Below are 21,019 nucleotides of genomic sequence, written 5' to 3'. Positions count from 1 at the left end.
GGCCCGTATGCTGCCGAAGGCTTCCAGGCAAAATGCGCGCAGCGCACAGCACCGCGTCGACCGGAGGTCGGCGTCCATGTCAGTGCCCGCATCCGAGATCGTCTGCGCACCAGGGACGTGCTGCTCGATCGGGGTGCACGTGCGCTGTCTCTGTATGCAGCGCGAACCGCTGAGAAGCCGCATATCTCCGCGGAGCAGGCCGGTTCCGCCGCGCCACCGGTGCGAGCATGACCGTAGGAGGCCGGGATGCGTGACGCGGTGATGGTCGTCGAAGACGACGTCGAGATGGGCGAGCTCATCAAGCGGGGTCTCACCGGCGACGGCTACGACGTCGCCCTGTTCTCGAACGGGGTCGACGCGCTGAACGCGGCGCGCGACGCGGACTACGCCGCCGCGGTTCTCGACGTGATGCTCCCCGGAATGAGCGGCTTCGAAATCTGCCGGCACCTGCGCGCGGCCGGTGCCACTCTCCCGGTGATCATGCTCACCGCCCGAGACGCCCTGCAGGACCGCGTGTTCGGCCTCGACGCAGGCGCCGACGACTACCTCGCCAAGCCGTTCCACTTCGAGGAGCTCTCCGCTCGCCTACGAGCCATGATCCGCAGAGAGCACCTCACGAATCGCGCGCCGGTCATGATCGGGAACCTGCGCATAGACCCGTACGCCCACTCCGCGACGATCGACGGCGCCGTCCTGCCGCTGAGTCCAAAGGAGTTCGGAGTCCTCCGCGCGCTCGCGGCGCGTGCCGGGGACTTCGTGCCGCGGGAGGAGATCCTGCTCGAGGTGTGGGGGTCGGCGGACTTCGTGGACCACAACATCGCGGAGCAGTACGTCAGCTACCTCCGCCGCAAGCTGGCCGCGGGCGGCGCGTCGGTCCAGATCCTCACCCGTCGGGGTGCGGGCTACCGGCTCGGGGTGAAGCCGTGAGCTGGCGGTCCCTGTCGATCCGGGTGCGGATCACGGTGTCGAGCCTGCTGGTCGCGATGCTGTTCTTCGGGATCGTCGCGATCGTCGTGCGTGAGCAGCTCGATCACATCCTCGATGCCTCCACCATCGAGCTGGTCCGCTCGGGTGCATCGCAGGCGCTGATCGAGGAGAGCCGCGACACCGCCGAGGCCGTCGTCGGCGGCGTCAGCACCACCCTGCTGATCGCCCTCGCGATCCTCTTCGTCGCGTTCGCCGCCACCTCCTGGCTCCTGGTCGGCCTCGCCCTGCGCCCCGTCGGCCGCATGCGCGCCATCGCCGACCGGCTACGCCACGGCCGCTCCACCGAGCTGCTCCCCGTCGGACCGGCCCGCGACGAGCTCTCCGACCTCGCCGCGACCCTGAACGCGCTGATCGAGGATCTGCGGGAGTCCGCGGACCGGGAGCGACGGCTCGTCGCCGACGCGAGTCACGAGCTGCGCACCCCGCTCGCCGCCCTCCGCACCCGCCTCGAGCTCGCCGAGCGGGTCCGCGACGATCCAGCGGCGCTCTACGCCGACGTCGTCGACGCCCGCCGCTCGATCGACCGCCTCCAGTCCTTGACCGACGGGCTGCTGATCCTGTCGAGGATCGACGCCGGCACCGTCACCGGCGACGCCTCCTCGGCGGCCCTGCGCGAGGAGGTCGCCTACAGCGTCGACCGCGCCCGGATGCTCGCTCGCGACCGGGATCTCGCGATCGACTTCGTCGCCCCCGCCTCGATCGCCACAGCCCGCTACCCGGTCTCCCCGACCGACTTCGGCCGGATCCTGGACAACCTGCTCGCCAACGCCGTCACCGCCACCCCGGACGGCGGCAGCGTCACCGCGACCCTCGTCGAGCGCGCCGACGAGATCGTCCTCTCCGTCGACGACGACGGCCCAGGCGTCCCCGACGCGTTCCTCGCCATCGCGACCGACCGCTTCACCCGCCCGGACGCCGCCCGCTCCCGCGAGGGCGGTGCCGGCCTGGGCCTCGCGATCGTCGCCGGGCTCAGCCGAGCCGCCGGCGGAACGTTCACGATCCGCAACCTCGTACCGAGCGGGCTCGGCGTGGAGGTCCGCCTCCCCGTGACGCCGCCCGACCAGACCTCTCGCAAGGAGAACCGATGATCGACCCCCAATCCCTCCTCGACGGCGCCGGACCCTGGGCGATCGCCCTGGTCTGCCTGATCGCGTTCGTCGAGACGGGCCTGCTGATCGGGTTCTTCCTCCCCGGCGACACCCTCCTCTTCTTCACCGGTGTCTTCGTCGCGACCGGTGTGGTCTCCCTCCCGGTGCCGGTCGTGATCCTGATGGTCGCCGGGTCCGCCTTCCTCGGCGATCAGCTGGGGTTCGTCATCGGCCGCGAGACCGGCCCGCGGATCTTCGAGCGCAAGGACAGCGGCCTGTTCAGCCGCTCGAGCGTCGCCCGCACCCAGTCGTTCTTCGACCGCTTCGGCGGATGGGCGGTCACCATCGCCCGCTTCGTCCCGGTCGTGCGCACCTTCGCCCCCGTCGCCGCCGGCGTCGGAAGGATGCACTACGCGCACTTCGTCGGCTTCAACGCCCTCGGGGCGGCCGTCTGGTCCACCGGCGTCATCCTGCTCGGCTTCTTCCTCGCCCGGATCCCCGGCGTCGCGGACTTCGTCGGGAAGTACATCGACATCGTCCTCGTCGGCATCGTCGTTCTCAGCCTCGCCGGCATCGCCCTCACCTACTGGCGGCAGAGGAACCGTGCCCGCCGCGACGCCGCCTGACCGCGGACGTCAGACGGTCGGCGCCGGGACGGCCGCGCGCGGTCGACGGCCGGCCGCGATCACGGCGACCAGCAGCAGGAACACCGCCAGGGCCGTCAGAGTGACGGGTCCCGTACCCAGCCCGAGCCCGCTGCGGCGCACCGGATCCGCGAGCCAGTCGCAGACCGACGCCCCGAGCGGCCGGGTGACGACGTAGGCGGACCAGAACGCGAGGACCGCGTTCCTCCCCGTGAACCGGTGCGCGAGGGCCGGCACCGCGATGATCGCCGCGAACAGGACGGCGGAGGGCAGGTAGCCGAACCCGAGGGTCGTCGCGGTCAGGTCACCGGCGGCCGTGCCGAGTGCGAACGTCCCGGAGACGGCGAGCCAGTAGAAAAGGGCCCGGCGCGGTGTCGTGATCGAGTGGATCGACAGCGTCCGCTCCACCCGCCACCACACGGCGAAGACCGCGGCGAGAGCCGCCGCGAACCCGAGAGTGGAGACGAGGTAGGGGACGTCGGCGACCACGTGCAGCACGTCGGCGGCCATCGTGCCGAAGACGCTCACCATCAGCACGGCCAGCCAGTAGACCCAGGGGATGTACCGGCGGACCGCGAACTGCAGGGCGAGGGCCGCGAGAAACGCGAGCCCGGTCAGGCCGACCACGATCACCGGGTCGAACGCGGTCGCGAGGAAGTCCGACGCCGTCTCGCCCATCCCGGTGGTCAGCACCTTGAGGATCCAGAACAGCGCCGTCGCCTCGGGCACCGTGGAGGCGCCGTAGCGGCCGGCGAGAACACTGCCGCGAGGTCGAAGGGGCGGTGTTCGGCGCGGGGCGGCGAGGTGCGTCATCCCGTCATGCTCGAGGAGCCTGCGGTGCCGGATGCTGGGGTGTTCGCCGGGGTCGTTGAAGATGCACACAGCGGCCCGGTTTCCGGCCGAGCACGGCCGTCGCGATCCCTACTCTCGGAAGCGCTCGCGGGAACCCTCGCGACTCCTCCCCGACCAGAACGGACTCGATGGACATCTTCCAGGCGATCATCCTCGGCGTCATCGAGGGGCTGACCGAGTTCCTCCCGGTCTCCAGCACCGGGCACCTCACCATCGCCGAGAAGCTGATGGGCCTGAAGGTCGACGACGTCGGGGTGACCGCGTTCACCGCGATCATCCAGATCGGCGCGATCGCCGCCGTGCTCCTGTACTTCCGGAAGGACATCGCCGAGCTCGCTGTCGCGTGGTTCGTCGGGCTGCGGCACTCTTCGCAGCGCAAGCGGACGAACTACCGGATCGCCTGGTACGTGATCCTCGGATCGATCCCGATCGGGATCATCGGGTTCCTCGGCAAGGACCTCATCAGCGGCGGCCTGCGCAATTTGTGGGTGGTCGTCGCCGCGTTGCTCGGCTGGAGCGTCGTGATGCTCGTCGCCGAACGCGTCGGCGCCCAGGCCAAGGATCGCCGCGCGATCACCCGGAAGGACGCGGTCATCATCGGCCTCGTGCAGTGCATCGCGCTGATCCCCGGCGTCTCTCGCTCCGGAGCGACCATCAGTGGAGGCCTGTTCCGCGGGCTCGATCGAGTGACCGCGACGAAGTTCGCGTTTTACCTCTCCATCCCCGCGCTCACCGCCGCCGGAGCCTACGAAGCGGCGACCGCCGCGTCCGAGGTCAGCGCGAGCGTCGGCTGGATCCCCACGCTCGTCGCCACCGTCGTCTCCTTCGTGGTCGCGTACGCGTCGATCGCGTGGCTGCTGCGCTTCGTCGCGGGCCACGGCTTCGGCGTCTTCGTCGCGTACCGCGTCGCCCTCGCCCTCGTCCTGTCCGGGCTGCTGCTAACCGGGACGATCGCGGCCAGCTGACCCGATTGCCCGGCGGGGGTCCTACCGGACACACTGGACGGCGACGCCCGCTACCTCGTCCGCCACCCTTGCGAAAGGCTGTCCTGTGCAGTGGAATCTCGAAGTCGTGCCCGTCAGCGTCGGGGACGTCGACCGGGCGAAAGCGTTCTACGCCGACCAGGTCGGGTTCCACCTCGACCTCGACGTGCGGATCAGCGACGAGATGCGCATCGTGCAGCTCACCCCGCCCGGCTCGCACAGCAGCATCCAGCTCAAGGCAGGCTCCACCCGCCTGGAAGGGCTGCAGCTCGTCGTCGACGACATCGACGCAGCCCGTGCCGAACTCGCCGAGCGCGGCGTGGACGTCAGCCCGGTGTCGTATCTCGAGGACGGGGTCCGGCTCGAGGGCCGCGGCGGGGAGTGGAACTCGTTCGTCTTCTTCACCGACCCCGACGGCAACACCTGGGTCATTCAGGAACGCCCATCGACCAGCTGACTCCGGCGGTCGTGGTCGCGGCGGTCGCGATCTGCGCGGCAGTCTCCGTGGCCGTACTCCGCGCGTTCGGGGTCGTCTCGTTCGCGCGGCCGGCGCTGGCGATCCTCCGTGGGGCTGTTCAGCTCGGGGTGCTCGCGGTGATCCTCTCGGGAGTCGTCGCGGACATCCGCTGGGTCCTGCTCTTCCTGGTCGTCATGTTCGGTGCCGCGGTGCTCACCGCGGCCGGCCGCCTCGGACGCTCCCGGCGCACGGTCCTCGCCGTCACCGCGGCGATGGCGGCCGGCGTCGCGCTCAGCGCCGGGATCGTCTTCGGTCTCGGGGCCGTCCCGTTCACTGGCCGCTACGTCCTCGCGGTCGGCGGGATCCTCCTCGGCGGCGCGATGACCGTCGCCACCGTCACCGGCCGAGCGCTGGCCGCGACGCTCGCCGACCGCTGGGACCAGGTCGAGGGCTGGCTGGCTCTCGGCGCCCGGCCGCGGCAGGCCACGATCGGCCTGGCGCGGGAAGCGGCCTGGACCGGGCTCGTCCCGCTGACCGACCAGACGAGGACCACCGGTCTCGTCGTCCTGCCCGGTGCGTTCATCGGCGCCGTCTTCGGCGGACTCTCGCCCGTCGCGGCGGGGATCTTCCAGATCGTCGTGCTCGCGGGCCTGATCGCCTCCGGGTCGATCGTGGCCGTCGTCCTCCTGACGATCCTCCGCGGCGAGGTGGTGAAGCCTCAGCCCTGACGGTTCGTCAGCCGAGGGCCCGCCGTCGGGCGCTCCGGCGCCAGAGGGGGCGGCGGTGACGACACGCGCTCGATGTGCAGCTGGACCGCGAGCGGCGCCCAGACGATCAGCGCCACTCCCGCGCCCAGGAGCAGCCCGCCGACGGTGTCGGAGATCCAGTGCGCACCGAGATAGGTGCGGCTGAGCATCATCGCCACCGTGTACACGGCGCCGGCGATGCGGACCCACCACAGCGGGAACACGATCGCGAGGACCACCGCGGTCGTCGCGGCGTTCGCGCTGTGGCCGGAGGGGAACGAGCCGAAGTCGGCGTTCACGAGGATCTCCAGCGGCCGCGGACGCCCGACCGCGTTCTTGAGCACCTGCACCAGCAGCCCGCTCAGCGGCGCGGCGATCGCGAAGTACGTCGCCGCCCACCGACCCCGCCAGATCAGCAGCGCAGCGAACACGACGAGCGGGACCACGATCGTGCCGACGATCCCGCCGCCGAGGCTGTTCATCACCAGCGACGGCACCAGCCAGAACGTCGACCGGTGCTCGACGACCTCGTTCATCCACGCGGTGTCGAACCCGAACGGCTTGTCGTGCTCCCGATAGAAGACCAGCGCGGCCAGGAGTCCCGTGAGCAGCACCGCGAGGCCCGCCGAGATCAGCGGCCAGCGCCGCGCCGCCCGATACGCGATCGCACCGTCTGTCGCGGGTTCCCGGTTCGGCATCAGTGTCGTCCTCGTCTCTCGACGCGGAGCGCGTCGAAGGACTCCACGCTACGAACGCCCGGCCTGTGGCGGCGGAGGATTTCCCCGCATCCGTTGTGAAACCACAGAGCCTCAGCTGCTCCGCTCGGTGCCGACCTGATCGCGGTCGGGGAGCTCCGGGTCGTTGTGAGCAAACACAACACAGCAGGGCGCATCCCGAGCCGCCGCCCCCGTCCCGGCTGGGACTCTGCGGGCATGGACACTTCAACGACGACGACCCGCTTCCCGGTGCACCGGCTGCTCAGCAAGGTCCCCGAGGTCACCATCTGGTTCTGGATCATCAAGATCCTCTGCACCACCGTCGGGGAGAGCTTCGCCGACTGGATCAACATGGTCCTCGGCGTCGGCCTCATCGCGACCGCCGTGATCTTCATCATCGTCACCGCAGGCGTCCTCGCGATCCAGATGCGGCTGCGTCGCTACGTGCCCGCCGCGTACTGGCTGACCGTAGTCGTCATGAGCGTCACCGGCACCCTGCTCACCGACATCCTCACCGACCAGCTCGGCGTGCCCCTCTGGGCCAGCTCCCTCGTCTTCTCGGTCCTGCTCGCGATCGTGTTCGGCGTCTGGTTCTCGAAGGAGCGCACCCTCTCCATCCACAGCATCGACACCACCCCGCGCGAGGCGTTCTACTGGCTCACCGTCCTCGTCACCTTCGCGCTCGGCACCGCGCTCGGCGACTGGACCCTCGAGCTCACCGGCTGGGGTCCCGGCGTCTCGATCCTCCTGCCCCTCGCCCTGATCGCGATCGTCACCGGACTCTGGCGCTACGGAGCGAACCCCGTCCTCGCGTTCTGGATCGCCTACATCCTGACTCGCCCCCTCGGCGCCAACATCGGCGACTGGCTCGGCCTCTCCCCCGACGAGCAGGGCCTCGGCCTCGGCACCTTCGTCACCAGCATCGTCTTCCTTCTCGCGATCCTCGCCACCGTCGTGTACCTCTCCCTCAGCAAGGCCGACGTCGACAAGGGCGCGCCGGAGCACCACAACCCACCCATCGCGCGAGAGCGCCGCTCGCTCGTGGCGCTGGCGATCCTCGCCGTCGCCGTCGTCGGACTGCTCGCCTTCACGAACAGCCAGCCGCACACCACTCCGGCACCGGAAGGCGCGGCCCCGGCCTGCGACACGTCGGGAACACCGTCCGCAGCCGACGCAGAGGCGTCGGTGCAGGCGGACTTCCCGGCCGCCGACGTGCAGAACTTCCAGACGATCTCCGCCGACACCCTCGCCCTCGTCACCAGCGGCGACCAGTCCGGCGCGAAAGCTCGCGCCGCCGACCTCGAGACCGCCTGGGACGACGCGGAGCCCGCACTCAGCGCCGCGAACTGCCAGACCTGGACCTACGTCGACCAGCAGATCGACCCCGTCCTCTCCTCCGTCCGCTCCGGCAGCCCCGACCCGGCCGCCGAGAAGACGAGCATCCAAGACCTGCTGACCACCCTCACCGGACGCTGACCCATGACCACCTGCAGCACCACAGCGCGACCCTTCTTCCGAAAGCGAGACGCGCAATGACCGACTGGCAGATCAACGGCCTCCCCCTCCACCCCCTCCTCGTCCACTTCGTCGTCGTCCTACTTCCCCTCGCCGCCCTGATGCTCATCCTCGGCAGCGTCTGGCCGGCCGCCCGCCGACGCCTGGGCGTGATCACTCCGATCACCGCCCTCGTCGCCCTTCTCGGAGTCCCGCTCGCCACCCAGGCCGGCGAAGCGCTCGAACGGCAGGTCGACCCCTCCGCAGCACTCGAACGCCACGCCGAGCTCGGCGATCACCTGCTGCCCTGGGCCGCCGGACTGTTCGTCCTCTGCGTCGCGCACTGGCTCTGGTTCCGCGCCCGCGGGAAGAACTCCGCCGCCACGAGCGGACGGAGCGCTCGGTCAGTCCCCTCGCTGATCCTCGCCGCTCTCGCGATCGTCGTCGCAGTGGGAGCGACTGCGAACGTCATCCAGATCGGCGACACCGGAGCTCACGCCGTCTGGTCTACGTCCGAGGACGGCTCGACAGCTCCCGCATCCGGGAAGTGAGCAGCGCGAGACGACGATGACGTCACTGCCGAGCGAAGACCAGTGCGCCATCAGTCCGAAGCTCTCCCGCTCAGCGGGTCGAGGAAGGCGCGCCAGTCCGTGCCGGTGCGAGACGCGGGACGAGGCGGACGAGGACGACCATGCCGACGAGCTCCACGAGGGTCTGGGTGACGACGACGACCGGTGCGAGCGCGAGCGACGCGGGCAGCGCGAGCGCGAGCGGCAGGACGACGAGGGAGTTGCGGGTCGCTCCGCTGAACACGAGCGCACGCGCCGCGGAGTACTCGAGACGGAAGAGGCGGGCGACACCCAGACCGGCGGCGATCATGACGACGAGGAACCCCGCGTAGATCGGGACGAGGACGAGCAGCTGTCCCGAGGCCGCGCCGACGGCGCCGGCCTGGGAGGCGACGACGACGAACAGGGTCCCCATCATCAGCGGCACCATGAGGCCGAGCATCGTCAACTCGATGACCCGGCCCGCCCGGTGCCGGCGGCCGAGGGCCTGCACGAGAGCGGCCGCGGTGAGCGGCACGACGATCAGCAGCAGGAACGCGCGCGCGAACGGGCCTACCTCGACAACGGCGACGCCCTCCGGCCCGAGGAAGAGCAGCAGGTACAGCGGCAGGAGCAGGATCTGCGCGAGCATCAGCAGCGGCGCCGCGGCGAGCAGCCGATCGGACGCGCCTCCGGCGAGGCCGGCGAAGACGATCACGTAGTCGATGCACGGCGTCAGCAGCACCAACAGCACCCCGAACAGCAGCGAAGGAGTGTCCGCTACGAACCGGGACAGGCCGTAGGCGACGACGGGCACGACGACGAAGTTCACGACCCCGACCGCGGCGAGGAATCGGCCGTCGCGCAGTGACCGGCCGATCGCGGCGAACGGGACGCCGAGGAACGTGGCGAACAGCAGCAGCGCGAGCACCGGCTCGATCGCGACCTCCAGACGGTGCGCGGCGGGCAGCAGCAGCCCGAGCGCGGCGCCGGCAGCGATCGCGGCGAGGTAGAGGGCGATCTGGCGGTGCTCGAGCCAGGCGACGAGCGCGCTCACGACAGCAGACCGGGAAGAAGGAGGGGCACGGGGTGCAACGGTAAACGTTCGAGCCGCGCGAAGGTCAAGCGGGGCCGGGAGCCGTAGGGTCTGGGTGTGCGGATCTCGGACGTCAGCAAGCGCAGCGGCGTCTCCGCGACGGCGCTGCGGTACTACGAGTCCATCGGACTCATCACCCCCGGCCGCAGCAGCAACGGGTACCGCGACTACGACGCGGACGTGCTCGCACGCCTGGACCTCATCGAGTCCAGCAAGGAACTCGGCCTCCCGCTCGAGGACATCGGCCGGCACCTACGTGCCCTCGAAACCACCTCCTGTACGGACGTCCGCGACGGCCTGCGCCCGCTGCTCGCGGAGCGGGTGCGGCAACTGGACGAGAAGCGGGCGAGGCTCGACGAGCTGCGCCGTCGCCTGAATCGCGCGGACCACGATCTCGCCGCGTGCCCTGACCGGGACGAGCGCTGTTCCACCGAGTGCATCTTCCGCGCCCGCTAGCGACGCGCCTCATCCGCCGGATCCAGCCCGTAGCGTCAGCGACGCGGAATCGGCAGGGCCTGCTGGTGAGGGGATGTAGCTGGTCTGGTCGCGGAAGATCGCCCAGATGACGTTGATGCGGCGCCGGGCGAGGGCGATCAGCGCCTGCTTGTGCGACTTGCCCTCTCGTCGTTTCCGTTCGTAGAACGAGCGCGAGACCGGGCAGTTCCTCGAGGCGATGAACGCCGCTTGAAAGCAGGCGTTCAACAGCCGCCGGTCGTAGCGCCGTGGCCGGTGGTGGTTGCCGGAGATCTTCTCGGAATCACGCGGTACCGGAGCGAGGCCCGCGAGCTGGCGAGCCGGTCGGGCGTCTCGAACGCGGCGAGGTCAGTGCCGGTCGCGGCGAGGAAATCCGCGGCGAGCCTGCGCCCGAAGCCCGGAATCGACACCAGCAGATCCGCGGACCTGCTGTCCTGCAGAACGGCTTCGATCTCCGCATCGAGCTCCGCGACCTCGTCGCGGATGCGGAGCAGATCACGCGCGGAGCGGCTCACCAGCCGAGCCGCTGCCCCCTCCCCCACGACGACCGACGCCTGCTCGTGAGCAGCGTCGACCGCCGTCTTCGCCACGGCCGCGGACTTCCAGCAGCCCTGCCCCTTCAACCATGACGCCAGCCGGCTCTCGCCCATCCGCCTGATGGCGGAGGGTGTCGCGTATCGGGTGAGCAGCACCAGAGGTCCCCTGGTCGTCGCGTAGTTGAACGCTCCCTCGAGTGACGGGAAGTAGTGGGCCAGGATGGCGCGCAGCCGGTTCACTGCGCGGGTACGGTCGTGCACCAGATCCTCCCGACGCGCCGAGAGCAGGCGCAACTCCGTCGTGACCTCATCGGCCTGACGCATCAGCGTCACGTCTCGCCGGGTCCTGGCCTGGTCGGCGATGATCACCGCGTCCTTCGCGTCCGTCTTCGCCTCGCCACGGTAGGCACCCGAGGCGTGGTGCACGACGCGGCCCGAGATGTAGAACAGCGGCTGCGCGTGCGAGCTGAGGAGCGTTTGCAGCAGCCCCGTCCCGCCATGGTTGAGGTCCGTCGCCCAGGCGACATCGGTACCGCCCGGCAGGGACGCGACGTCGCCCATCAGGGTCAGGATCGACGCTTCGCGGTTCTTGAACCGTTGCGAGAGCAGCTTTGTTCCGTTGCCATCGATGACGACGCAGTGGTGTTCGGTCTTGCCGGCATCGATACCGGCCCAGAGTTGGGGCACGCAGGGTCCTTCCGTCGAGGGGTGCGGTGCGCCGTGAACGACCTTGCCGGCATGTCCTTACGGGGCGATCTGGTCGCGTTTCTCAATGAGCGGTCCTGCCGTTGCGTGGTCCCGGGCGGCTAATCACGGCGTGCCATCAGGCGGCTGAAGGCGGTCAGCCATACCCGAGACCCCTGGCGCGTTCCGGAGCCTACAACTGCCCCGAATCCACGGAAATAACGGTAAGGAAGGCGGTTCTCCGCCTTAGCAACCGGAGGGCGCAGTGCAACCCGGAGGGCGGCGGGTGGAGAGAGTTTCGGCGCGAAATAAGGGAGCGCAGCGACCGCGTGCCGAAAGTCTCGGAGGAGCCGGTGGCGCAGCCACTTGAACGGAGCCCGTAGGTAGCTACGACCGCAGCGAAGCGGAGGGAGCCGCCGAAGGCTTCACGGCAAAAAGCGTGAGCCCACCGGGCGAACTAGGGCGGCCGGCGCAGCCGGGCGGGCCTCTGGGTGGCGCTCCGTCGCCGCTGCGCGAGTGCAGCTCGCGCCCCGGAACGGGGACGCCGGGAAGTGTGAGGGGGCGCCCCTCACGGGCTACCTACCTATGTAGGTAGGTAGCCCAATCCCGTTCAGCTCGCCGCGGCCGATTCCTGAGCTGCCTCCTCGGCTGCGGCCTGGCGGGCGGCGTCGACTTCGATAGCGGTGCGGTGCCCCTGGACGTCGGCGTAGGCGACTTTGTAGGGGCGGGTCCCGTCGTTCCAGTCGAGGGCGACGGTCACGCTCTTGGGGTTCACGCGGGTCACGACGTGCCAGCCGAACCGGTGCTTGATCGCGTCGCCCTTGGCGATCGTCTCGCGGCTGTGGATCGTGACCTGTCCCGCAGCGGCCTGCGCCTCGCGGACGTCCGACCAGTAGTCGCGCTGGTCTTCGAGCTGCGCGCGCTGGGTGAGCAGTCGCTCCCGGTAGGCGCCGGTCGCGGGGGCGGTCGTCTCGATGTAGCCACCGCCGAAGTTGTGGGAGCTGCCCTCGATCTTCCGCGTGTAACCGCGAATCTCGGTGTCGAGGCGGTCGATGCGGCGGGCGACCATTCCGGGGGCGTAGCGGTGTTCGGTGGTGTGGGCGGCGACGTCGGCGCGGGCGCGGGCGCGGGTGGCCTCGCGGTCGGCCTCGACGCTGCGGCCCATCGCGTTGTGGGCCTTCTCGATCGCGTTGCGGTGCCGCGTCTCGGAGTGGTGGCCGATCTTGATCGGCTCGCCACCCTCGGGGAGTCGGTCGAATGCGCGGCGCGCGGCCGCGTCGGCGGTGTCGGCGTCCGCGGCCCGCCGGTCGGCCTTCGCGTCGAGCGCGTCGACGCGGGCCGCCTGGCGCTCGAGGGTCGCCGCCTCCGCCTCCGCGGTCGGGCGGAATGTCTCTTCGGCCTCGATGGTGACCTCGTGTCCGGCGTCGCGCAGGGCGGTCGCGGCGCGGTTGATGGTCCACCACTTCGGGAGGCGGTCGCGGGACTGCGGGACGTACCAGGCGCCGATGGAGCGGCCCCAGCGCCAGCCGGTCGCCTTGAGGATCTCGGCGGTGCCGTCGCCGCGGCTGGTGCCCTCGATGAGGGTTCCGGCTTCGGGGGTGTGGGTGATGGTGAGCATGTCGGTTCTCCTTCTCGGTTCGGGGGGAGTCAGTCGTTGTCGCGGTAGTCGGCGGGCGTCTCGCTGCGGTCGTGCAGCGCGTAGGCGGCCGGGTACAGGTCGAGCGCTCGCGCGACGTCGACCGGCACGACGACGTAGGCGCCGGAGGCCATGTAGCCGACGCGATCCGCGGGCAGGGCCTCGACGGGCTCGAAGTGCTGCAACGTCACCCCGGGAAGCCCCGCGCGGCCCTCGCGGGTGACCAGGTGCACGGCCGGGGTCTGCTCGGTCACCGGGTCACGGCCACCGGCGCCGACGATGACCACCTGACGGGCGGTCCGGCTGATCCCGTCCGCTCCGGGTCCGTGGTACTCGCTCGTGATGACTTCGGTACGGGTGCCGCGCTGCTCACTCATGGTGTGTCTCCCTCTGGCTGATCGTTTTTCTTTGCCTCTCCGGCGGGGAAAACCGTTTGAGTGGAGGCGGCGGAGTGACGCCGATCACGAGCGATGTGAGGGAGCGCAGCGACCGCGTTCGGGATCGGTGGCACGCAGCCGGTGGAGCGAAATAGGTTGAAACCGCGGAGAGGTGAAGAAAACGCAGGGGAATGGGCCGCGCAGCGGCCTCCCTCCCCCGGCATCGCCGGTGCCGCGTCTAGCGGCCCCCGGAACGGGTAGAGGAAGAGGGCGATCTGCTGACGGGCGCCGCCGGCAGTGGGTCTAGCGGCTTCGGTCGCCGCGGTCCGGCGCCTGCGCCGGCGACGTGGGGAAGCTGCGGGTGACGGTCGCTCGTGCTTGCGCGAGGGTCGTGTCGATCAGGGGTTCTCCGAACGCGGTGCGCGATTTGTCGACGTCGAGCGTGCGCGGTTGTCCTTCGGCGGGAGTGCTGTAGCGGCGGTAGCGCATGACGGTCGGTCCGGTTTCGGCCAGCCGCTCGGCGGCGACCTCGGGGAGGGATCGGCCGTCAGGGCCGGCGTAGACGCCGCGGGCGTACTCGCTGGGCACCCATCGGCCGCCGAGCTCGTCGGCCCCGTCGAGGGCGCGTTCGTAGGACTGCTGCCAACGGCCGGCAATCCGCGACTCCGACAGCTCGAACGGGACCTCCACGTCGATGACCTCGACGCTGTAGCCGACGGACCCGAGTCGCTGCCCCAGCTCGACGGCCTTCTCGGGCGAGGAGAGCACGGTGTCGATCACGACGTTCAGCCCGTCCCGCACCGCTTCGTTGCGGACGCGGATCGCGAGCTGGGAGGACTCCTCGTGCACGAGGGAGGCCAGCTCGAGCGGGAAGAACCGCTCCCCCGCAGCCTCGGCGGCGCGGACCTCGGGCGGCATGATCGCGCGGGCGTAGCTGCCGTCCTTGATCGCCTCGGTGAGCAGGGCCCGCTTGAACTCGTCCGCGTCGACGGTGATCCACGCGCCGCGGTCGGCGCCGAGCACATCCGCGAGGACGGTCGACTTCCCGGCCCCCGGCGGGCCAGCGAGGATGATCGCCTTCCGCTCTGCACGGACGTCAGGGAACTCATCGCGGTAGGAGGCGACCAGGCGGTCGTGCAGCTGCCGGCGCGCGGCGCGCGGGCGGTCCACGCCGTCAGGGTCGCGGACGAACCAGTCTCGGTTGTTGACCGTCGCCCGCTCGCTGGCAGGGCTCAGCGGGCCGCCGGCCCGAGCCCACTCACGCACCGTCTCGCGGTGCGCGGCGATCGCTGACGAGTCCTCGCCCGTCACCGACCTTGCTCGCTGTAGCGGGTGAGGATCTCGTCGTACATCTCCGCGTCGATCAGGTGCTCACTGAACGCGCGCCCGACGTCCTCGAACTCCCCGCGTCCGCGGTCGTCCAGTCGAAGCCGTCGCTGGGCGAGCCGGGCCGGTAAGACCAGCGGCCGAGCTCATCGATGGTCTGCTCGCGCGTCAGCTCGCCCGCGTCGTAGCGCTGGGCGATCTCGTACGTGGTGGCGCCGGAGAACCCGGGGCGCACGTCCGGCACGGCGGCCGCGGACTTCAAGGCGCTGTTGACGGAGGGCTGGGAGATACCGATCAGGCGCGCGAGCTGCGTCTGTGTCGTGTCCTGCGCGGCGCGGCGCAGCTCCCGGAGGTACGACACTCTCGTCACGACCTGACGGCTGCGCAGCCGGCGAACGGTATCCCCATCGGGCGTCTGTGCGATCGACATGGCAACCACCTCCTATAGATCATTCTATCGAAGGGCCATCCTGGTCAGTAGAGATGCCCAAGCGGAGGACCTGCTCAAGGGTGGCTGCCATGGACGACTTCCCCGCTGAGTCTGTTACTTACAGACCAACAGACTTCCGAATTTCCGCCTCCGACCCGCCCGCGATCTGATCGCTTTTCTCGAGAAGAAGATCGATCGCTACTCGGATGAGAGTGTTCTCCGTTATTCGCTCGGTCCCGGCAGGCCTGGTTCGCGTGAGTCGACGCGCGTGCGCAGTCAGTGCGGTGTACTGATCGTCTCGAACTCTCGCCTCCTTCCTGGCGAAGGATCGGTAGCCAGCTTCCTCCACTGGATCCCGCCGAGCTGCCGGAGCGGCGTCCCCCGTCCGACTTGTCTTGGACGCTGGGGCGGGTTCCACCGCCTCTGGTGCTGCCACGGGCAGGGTAGGAGACGAATTCGCCTGAGCTGGCGTGGACAGCATTGCGCTGAGGTCCTGACGGGCCATTAGGAGCTCCTCGGGGTCGAGTGCGCCCAGATGGAGGTGAGCTCCAGGGCGACCGCGTTGTAGTCGTAAATCGCGTTGGCGGTTTGTCTGGTGTCTGGGTACTGCGTCACAACGTCTCCGGTGAGCGGTGAATCGCTGATCGATTTGTACTGTCGTATGTGCTGCTTGAAGCGAGGGAGCTTGAGGCTTACGTCCACGAGATTGACCCAGTCTTCGAGGAGGTTCGGTACACGCATGTCCACCTTGCCGAGCAAGACTCGATAAGGAATGTCTCGCGGCTCGATGAGCTTGCTGATCGTGTTGCGCGTCGGATCGACAGCAAGCGCTTCTGGAACCATCGGCACGATCGCGAAGTCGGAGACGTCGAGAACGGCTCCGAGGATTGCCGTATCAGTCAGGTTCCCTGGCGTATCCACGAACACCACGTCATACGGCAGCTCCCGCAGCCGTACGAGCGTGTTGGGGTCGGTGTTCTCCGCGAAGTCGAAGGGCAGCCGCTCCCCGCCCGAGCCGCCCACATGGTCGTCGACTGTTGGGGGTCGACGTCGACCACGAGGACTCGCGCATTCTTAGCGGCGACAGCCGCAAGGTTCATCAAACTCGTCGTCTTTCCGACCCCGCCCTTCTGATTTGCCAGGGACACGATGCGCATAGATGCTCCTATCACTTCCGTAGTTACAGACTACCAAAGTTCGGTTGAAGCTCACAAACATCGGAAGTCTGTCACTTACGAAGTGTGGTTGGCCGTTGCCCTCGACGACCCAAGCCGCTCCTGTTCGTCCTCCGAGCGGGGCTGGCGTATCGACGGATGCTTACGGAGCAGATCTCTTCTAGCGCTCGAGTTCGGCTCGTTCCACCAGGGCCAGGTGGTGCGCCGGAGTCCTCCGCTGCCATCGCCAGCAGCTTCGGCCCGTCGTCTACGTATACGATCTACAGAACTCCGAAGTCTGTAACTCTGTATATGTGCCCTCGTCGGTCTTCTTTGTTGCGCTGCGCCCCCGTCTCGCGACGTGACCCACGTAGTTCGTAACTCTGGTACTTACAGACATCGTGGTCCGACAAGCTACAAACTTACAGACTCCGTAGTTCTGAGCCTTCCAGAGTGTGGTTGGCCGTTGCCCTCGACGATCCAAGCCGCACCTGGTCGTCCTCCGAGCGGGGCTGGCGTATCGACGGATGCTTACGGAGCAGATCTCTTCTAGCGCTCGAGTTCGGCTCGTTCCACCAGGGCCAGGTGGTGCGCCGGAGTCCTCCGCTGCCATCGCCAGCAGCTTCGGCCCGTCGTCTACGTATACGATCTACAGAACTCCGAAGTCTGTAACTCTGTATATGTGCCCTCGTCGGTCCTTCTTGTCGCATTGCGCTCCCGTCTTGGGACGTGACCTACGAAGTTCGTGGCTCTGGTACATACAGATTTCGTGGTCCCGACGAGCTACAAACCTACAGACTCCGTAGTTCTGGACCTTCGAGAGTTCGGAACTCATACCGCAATCTGGTTGACGTCTCCGCATGCCTGCAGCTGCGGTCAGTGCGCGAATGCCGTCGCCAGTTCGCCCCAGTGGGTTGTGGAGCGTGGGGAGAGTGCGCCGCGCTTCATCGTCCAGACGGGTCCCTTGCGGATCCCGGCGAGTCCGAGGCCGACGGCGGAGCGGCCGTGGCGCTTGGTCACGGCGTCGATGGTGGCGCCGAGGCCCTTGGTGTCGAAGGCGGCATCGAAGACGTCGAGGAAGGCGTGGGAGTTCTTGGGGGAGAGGTTGGTGAGGATGACGCCGGCCCGGACGTACCGCGCTCTCTCGCGCAACCGCGGCCGCAGCGTGCCGATCGCGGCCTTGACGATCGTTACCGGGTCGTCGGTAGGGACAGGGAAGCCGGCGAGGCCGCCTGCGGACTCGTAGGGCGTGTCCGCGAACGGCGACGTCGACGCGAACACGCTCATCGTCTTCGTGACCGACTCCTGCGCACGGAGGCGGTGCGCGGCGCGCTGGGCGTAGACGGAGAGCACCTGCTCCATGTCTGCGATCGTCGTCACGGGGGTGGCGAAGGAGCGGGAGAAGATCAGCTGGTCGCGTACGGTGCGGGCGGCTTCTAGGGGGATGCAGTCGATGCCGCGCAGCTCGTAGACGGAGCGCTGCAGGACGACGGAGAACTTCTTCCGGATGAGCGCGGGGTCCGCGTCGCGGAGGTCGCGGATCGTGTTGATGTTTAGTTCCGCGAGGCGCTTCCCGGTGCGGCCGGCGACGCCCCACAACTCGGTGACGTGCTGGGAGGCCATGAGCGCGTCGAGCTGCTCGGGGGTGTACCAGTCGGTGTCGCAGACCCCGCCGAGGCGCGGGTGCTTCTTCGCGCCGCCCTTGTTGACGAACTTCGCGAGGGTCTTGCTGGGTCCGAAGCCCACGCAGACGGGCAGGCCAACATTTCGAGCGACGGCAGCGCGCATGGCGCGGCCGATCTTGGCTCGCTCGGCAACGTTGCCGTCCACGCCGAGGAAGGATTCGTCGATGGAGTACACCTCCTGCCAGGCGGAGTAGCGGCCGAGGAGTTCCATGACGCGGGCGGAGAGCTCGCCGTAGAGCTCGTAGTTGCTGGAGCGGGCGATGACTTCGGGGAGGCGTCCGGAGCGGATGAGGGGTTCGATCTTGAACCAGGGGGTGCCGTTCTCGATGCCGAGTTGTTTGGCCTCGTCGGAGCGGGCGACCACGCAGCCGTCGTTGTTGGAGAGGACGACGACGGGCCGGCGCTGTAGCTTGGGGTCGAAGAGTCGCTCGCAGGAGACGTAGAACGAGTTCACGTCGACCAAGCCGATGCGCCGCTCAGAGCGCACGATGCAGGTGGTGCAGGCAGACGGTGACGACGCCCCACACCTGAAGGTTGCTGAGCTCCGGGACGTGGATCGGCGGGTATTCGGGGTTCTCGGCGCGCAAGGTCACGCCGCTGGGGGAGAGCTCGAGGCGTTTGACGGTCAGTTCGCCGTCGAGGATCGCGACGACGACGTTGCCGTGCTTGGGGGTGAGGGAGCGGTCGACGACGAGTTCGTCGCCGTCGCTGATTCCGGCGCCGATCATGCTCTCGCCGGAAACGCGGACGATGAATGTGGAGGTCTTGTCGCGGATCAGGTGGTCGTTGAGGTCGAGGGAGCCGTCGAAGTAGTCCTGCGCGGGGAGGGGAACCCGGCCGCGACTGCTTCGCCGGCGACGAGGAATGCAAGCGTCACGGTGTCCAGTGAGGGGATCGATATCCGCTCCACGATCGTCACGCTCATCGAAACACCTCCGCACCATTCGAACATGTGTTCGATATCGGTCGAGTGTAGGTCGGAGGGTCCGACAATGCCCCCGTGCTCGGTGGTTCTGCGGGACGGCGGGGGAGTGGTCGGGCGCGTCGATGCCGATCGAGCTCCGTCGATTCCGCGGTTAGGCGGCGACGGAGGACCACCAGAGGGAGCCGGGGGCGAGCATGCCGGTGCGTCCCCAGTGAAGGGCTTCTCGGTGATCGCCGCGGCCGGCGGCGTCGCGGGGGTAGAGCGGCCACACACGTTCCCCAGCGGAGGAGTCCTCGAAGAGGGGGCGGCTGGTGACGTGTGGGCGTCGAGGGCGTTCCCTTGGTGCGGAGGAGCGGTGGGCGAGTTCGGCTTGCCACCAGGCCCAGACTTCGCGTTCGATGCCGTAGCGGTAGGCGCGGTCCTCGAGCAGGCCGTCGATGCCGAGGGCTCGGGCTGCGGTGGTGCGCAAGTCGCGAAGGGATCGTCTCCACCCGTCGATGTGCTTAACGATGAGTCGGTGGCTGCGCAGGCGAGAAAGGCTTGTGGCGGCGGTGCGGGCGGTCACCCCGAGCATGCGGGCGGTGCTGTCGACGGTGACGGATGCTTCGCGTCTCAGCAGCGCGTAGACCTTCCCGGCGAGGTGTCCAAGACCTGAGCGGGTGAAGAGATCGTGGCGTGCATCGGTGAGTTCCTTCTCAAGCAGGTCAAGGAAGACCGCGCGCTCGGAGAAGACCTGGCCGGGGGGGCGGGGGTTATTAACTGGTTGTGTCCGGATTGTGCTCGGGCTTGTGGAAAAGGTGCCGGTCAAGCGCCATTCGCTCGCGTTGCTTCCTTCGGCACGTGCGACGAGCTGGACGTAGCCGTCCTCGCGGAGCGTCCGGAGGGCGCTGGCGGCTGTGGTGCGGCCGAGGCCGGAGAGCAGTGCGAGATCTCGGACGGAGGCGGCGACGGTGCGCTTGCCGGTGTGGAGGGTGAGGTAGGCCAGGGCGGTGAGGATCGTCCGCTCGGACGCGGCGCGCTCGGTGCGACCCCACCGGCCCGGATGCACGCGGAATCGTTCGAGAAGGTCGCTGACGGCCGCGACGATGCCCTCGAGCTCCGTCAGATCGCGAGGCTCACGCGGGGAGGGCAGCACGGCGTGCAGAGCCGCAAACTGCTGCGCCTTCTCCCACTGTCGCTCGAGCCGCTCTGCCGCTTCTTCACGGGAGCGGGGTCGGCGCCCGCCACGGCCAGTGTTCTTGGTCCGGTAGTGCTCCATGCCGGGCGCCGTGCGAGCTGCATGCTCGACTTCGGGCAGTGTCCAGCCAGCGTGTGCGGCGGAGAGCAGGCACATGAAGGCCGTCCATGACGGATTTGCTCCACCGCCGACAGCCGCCATGCGCGCGGCGCCCGCAGCGCTGAGACCGCGCTGGGGGCGCTGCTTCGCGTCCGCTGCAGTGGAAGCAAGCGCGAGTGAGCGGACAGGGGAGCTCATTGCTTCCAGAGCTTCCGTCACCTCAACGAGCGAGGCCGAAGACACGACGGCTTCCAGCAGATCCTCGGCGCGTCCGCGCAGCAGCGTCGATGCGCTGCCGTCGCGATGGGGGGAGAGGGGTGGCCGTGCAGCGCCGGTGCGTGGGTTGCGCAGCATGCCGTGGTCCAGTGTTCGGTAGTTCGCTCGAGCAGCAACGGCCAGTCGGGCGATGAGTTCAGCGGATGCGCCGCTTTGAAGGCCGACCCAGATGTGGCGTCCTCCCGTTCCGGAGGACTGGCAGACGATGTGCGGGACGTTGTGGGCGTGCAGCACTGCGGAAAGCGCGTCGCAGTCGTCGACGGCCTGCTCCATGAGGTCGGGGTCGACGCCGTGCGAGTCCTTGCCGTCGAAGTCGAAGCAGAGCAGTCGGAAGATGCCAGCGTCGTCGGCGAGGTAGATCGCCCAGGGGGTGCTCGGACCGACGGCAGAGACGAGGTACGCCGACGGATACGCGTTCTCGTTCAGGCGCCCGTAGGCGTCGCGGCGCATGACCCGGACGGTGTCGCGCGGGCTCAGCTGACGTGACAGCGACCAGGCGTCAACGGTGGTCGTCGACGAGCCGCGACGGCTCGCTGAAAGATTCATCGTTGAATCTCTCAGCCCGTCGTGTAATCTTTCGGGCATAGAGAAGCCTCCCGTGAGGGTGGTGACTTTGATTAGCTCGGACC

At 68.8% G+C, this 21,019-nt stretch carries 19 protein-coding genes and 2 pseudogenes; 9 read left to right on the top strand and 12 right to left on the bottom strand.

Going from position 1 to position 21,019, the window contains the following annotated elements; genetic code table 11:
• Nucleotides 1-246 precede the first annotated feature (246 nt).
• Genes AC0CID_RS19930 through AC0CID_RS19920 form a run of 3 tightly spaced genes read left to right on the top strand, consistent with a single transcriptional unit; the run spans nucleotide 247 to nucleotide 2,701 of the window.
• A complete protein-coding gene (locus AC0CID_RS19930; protein WP_465228276.1) occupies nucleotides 247-927 on the top strand; it encodes a response regulator transcription factor in 681 nt (226 codons plus the stop codon).
• The gene (locus AC0CID_RS19925; RefSeq protein WP_465228275.1) at nucleotides 924-2,075 is read left to right on the top strand and encodes a sensor histidine kinase; all 1,152 of its coding nucleotides are present in this window, start codon (nucleotides 924-926) and stop codon (nucleotides 2,073-2,075) included. Before AC0CID_RS19930 ends, AC0CID_RS19925 begins: the two co-directional genes overlap by 4 nt.
• The gene (locus tag AC0CID_RS19920) at nucleotides 2,072-2,701 is read left to right on the top strand and encodes a DedA family protein (protein ID WP_465228274.1); all 630 of its coding nucleotides are present in this window, start codon (nucleotides 2,072-2,074) and stop codon (nucleotides 2,699-2,701) included. The genes AC0CID_RS19925 and AC0CID_RS19920 overlap by 4 nt, the downstream gene beginning before the upstream one ends.
• Before the next feature lie 9 nt (nucleotides 2,702-2,710).
• Here AC0CID_RS19920 and AC0CID_RS19915 read toward each other — a convergent pair whose 3' ends face one another.
• A complete protein-coding gene (locus AC0CID_RS19915; protein WP_465228273.1) occupies nucleotides 2,711-3,532 on the bottom strand; it encodes a COG4705 family protein in 822 nt (273 codons plus the stop codon).
• 167 nt (nucleotides 3,533-3,699) lie between these two features.
• Between AC0CID_RS19915 and AC0CID_RS19910 the strand changes: the two genes are divergently transcribed.
• The 3 genes from AC0CID_RS19910 (at nucleotide 3,700) to AC0CID_RS19900 (ending at nucleotide 5,739) form a co-directional block, all read left to right on the top strand.
• Nucleotides 3,700-4,536, top strand: coding sequence for an undecaprenyl-diphosphate phosphatase (locus AC0CID_RS19910; protein ID WP_465228272.1), 837 nt, complete (start codon nucleotides 3,700-3,702; stop codon nucleotides 4,534-4,536).
• Nucleotides 4,537-4,642: 106 nt separating this feature from the next.
• Nucleotides 4,643-5,011, top strand: a complete 369-nt coding sequence (locus AC0CID_RS19905; protein ID WP_465228271.1) for a VOC family protein — start codon at nucleotides 4,643-4,645, stop codon at nucleotides 5,009-5,011.
• An 11-nt stretch (nucleotides 5,012-5,022) separates the two neighbouring features.
• Nucleotides 5,023-5,739 carry an ABC transporter permease gene (locus tag AC0CID_RS19900; protein WP_465228270.1) on the top strand — a complete coding sequence of 239 codons (717 nt, stop codon included), beginning with the start codon at nucleotides 5,023-5,025 and terminating at the stop codon, nucleotides 5,737-5,739.
• Here the strand turns inward: AC0CID_RS19900 and AC0CID_RS19895 are convergent.
• Nucleotides 5,730-6,455, bottom strand: coding sequence for a phosphatase PAP2 family protein (locus AC0CID_RS19895; protein WP_465228269.1), 726 nt, complete (start codon nucleotides 6,453-6,455; stop codon nucleotides 5,730-5,732). The genes AC0CID_RS19900 and AC0CID_RS19895 overlap by 10 nt on opposite strands.
• 234 nt (nucleotides 6,456-6,689) lie before the next feature.
• On the opposite strand from AC0CID_RS19895, the gene AC0CID_RS19890 reads away from it, so the two are divergent.
• Together AC0CID_RS19890 and AC0CID_RS19885 are read left to right on the top strand one after the other, a co-directional pair.
• On the top strand, nucleotides 6,690-7,949 hold the full coding sequence (locus AC0CID_RS19890) for a COG4705 family protein (RefSeq protein ID WP_465228268.1): 1,260 nt from the start codon (nucleotides 6,690-6,692) through the stop codon (nucleotides 7,947-7,949).
• A 56-nt stretch (nucleotides 7,950-8,005) separates the two neighbouring features.
• Nucleotides 8,006-8,518 carry a DUF2231 domain-containing protein gene (locus AC0CID_RS19885; protein ID WP_465228267.1) on the top strand — a complete coding sequence of 171 codons (513 nt, stop codon included), beginning with the start codon at nucleotides 8,006-8,008 and terminating at the stop codon, nucleotides 8,516-8,518.
• Between the two features lie 70 nt (nucleotides 8,519-8,588).
• Here AC0CID_RS19885 and AC0CID_RS19880 read toward each other — a convergent pair whose 3' ends face one another.
• Entirely contained in the window at nucleotides 8,589-9,572 is a 984-nt protein-coding gene (locus AC0CID_RS19880) for a bile acid:sodium symporter (protein WP_465228266.1), read from the bottom strand.
• A 96-nt stretch (nucleotides 9,573-9,668) separates the two neighbouring features.
• Between AC0CID_RS19880 and AC0CID_RS19875 the strand changes: the two genes are divergently transcribed.
• Complete coding sequence (locus AC0CID_RS19875; RefSeq protein ID WP_465228265.1) at nucleotides 9,669-10,067, top strand: MerR family transcriptional regulator; 399 nt, start codon at nucleotides 9,669-9,671, stop codon at nucleotides 10,065-10,067.
• A gap of 9 nt (nucleotides 10,068-10,076) precedes the next feature.
• Here the strand turns inward: AC0CID_RS19875 and AC0CID_RS19870 are convergent.
• The 9 genes and pseudogenes from AC0CID_RS19870 to AC0CID_RS19830 all read right to left on the bottom strand — a co-directional run bounded on the left by AC0CID_RS19870 (nucleotide 10,077) and on the right by AC0CID_RS19830 (nucleotide 20,936).
• Nucleotides 10,077-11,308 (bottom strand): annotated as a pseudogene (locus AC0CID_RS19870) (IS110 family RNA-guided transposase).
• A gap of 607 nt (nucleotides 11,309-11,915) precedes the next feature.
• A complete protein-coding gene (locus AC0CID_RS19865; RefSeq protein ID WP_465228264.1) occupies nucleotides 11,916-12,923 on the bottom strand; it encodes a DUF3560 domain-containing protein in 1,008 nt (335 codons plus the stop codon).
• A gap of 29 nt (nucleotides 12,924-12,952) precedes the next feature.
• Complete coding sequence (locus AC0CID_RS19860) at nucleotides 12,953-13,318, bottom strand: hypothetical protein (RefSeq protein ID WP_465228263.1); 366 nt, start codon at nucleotides 13,316-13,318, stop codon at nucleotides 12,953-12,955.
• Between the two features lie 303 nt (nucleotides 13,319-13,621).
• Entirely contained in the window at nucleotides 13,622-14,488 is an 867-nt protein-coding gene (locus AC0CID_RS19855) for a zeta toxin family protein (protein WP_465228262.1), read from the bottom strand.
• A gap of 193 nt (nucleotides 14,489-14,681) precedes the next feature.
• A complete protein-coding gene (locus AC0CID_RS19850; RefSeq protein ID WP_465228261.1) occupies nucleotides 14,682-15,074 on the bottom strand; it encodes a helix-turn-helix domain-containing protein in 393 nt (130 codons plus the stop codon).
• A 504-nt stretch (nucleotides 15,075-15,578) separates the two neighbouring features.
• On the bottom strand, nucleotides 15,579-16,097 hold the full coding sequence (locus tag AC0CID_RS19845; protein ID WP_465228318.1) for a P-loop NTPase family protein: 519 nt from the start codon (nucleotides 16,095-16,097) through the stop codon (nucleotides 15,579-15,581).
• A 1,007-nt stretch (nucleotides 16,098-17,104) separates the two neighbouring features.
• Nucleotides 17,105-18,400: a Y-family DNA polymerase gene (locus AC0CID_RS19840; RefSeq protein WP_465228260.1), complete on the bottom strand. Its 1,296-nt coding sequence runs from the start codon at nucleotides 18,398-18,400 to the stop codon at nucleotides 17,105-17,107.
• Nucleotides 18,390-18,838 (bottom strand): annotated as a pseudogene (locus AC0CID_RS19835) (LexA family protein). The gene AC0CID_RS19840 and the pseudogene AC0CID_RS19835 overlap by 11 nt, the downstream one beginning before the upstream one ends.
• Nucleotides 18,839-18,989: 151 nt before the next feature.
• Nucleotides 18,990-20,936, bottom strand: coding sequence for a helix-turn-helix domain-containing protein (locus AC0CID_RS19830; protein ID WP_465228259.1), 1,947 nt, complete (start codon nucleotides 20,934-20,936; stop codon nucleotides 18,990-18,992).
• Between the last annotated feature and the right edge of the window lie 83 nt (nucleotides 20,937-21,019).

The sequence above is a fragment of the Rathayibacter sp. AC451 genome (assembly GCF_979253095.1).
This window is presented reverse-complemented; position numbering and strand designations above follow the sequence as displayed.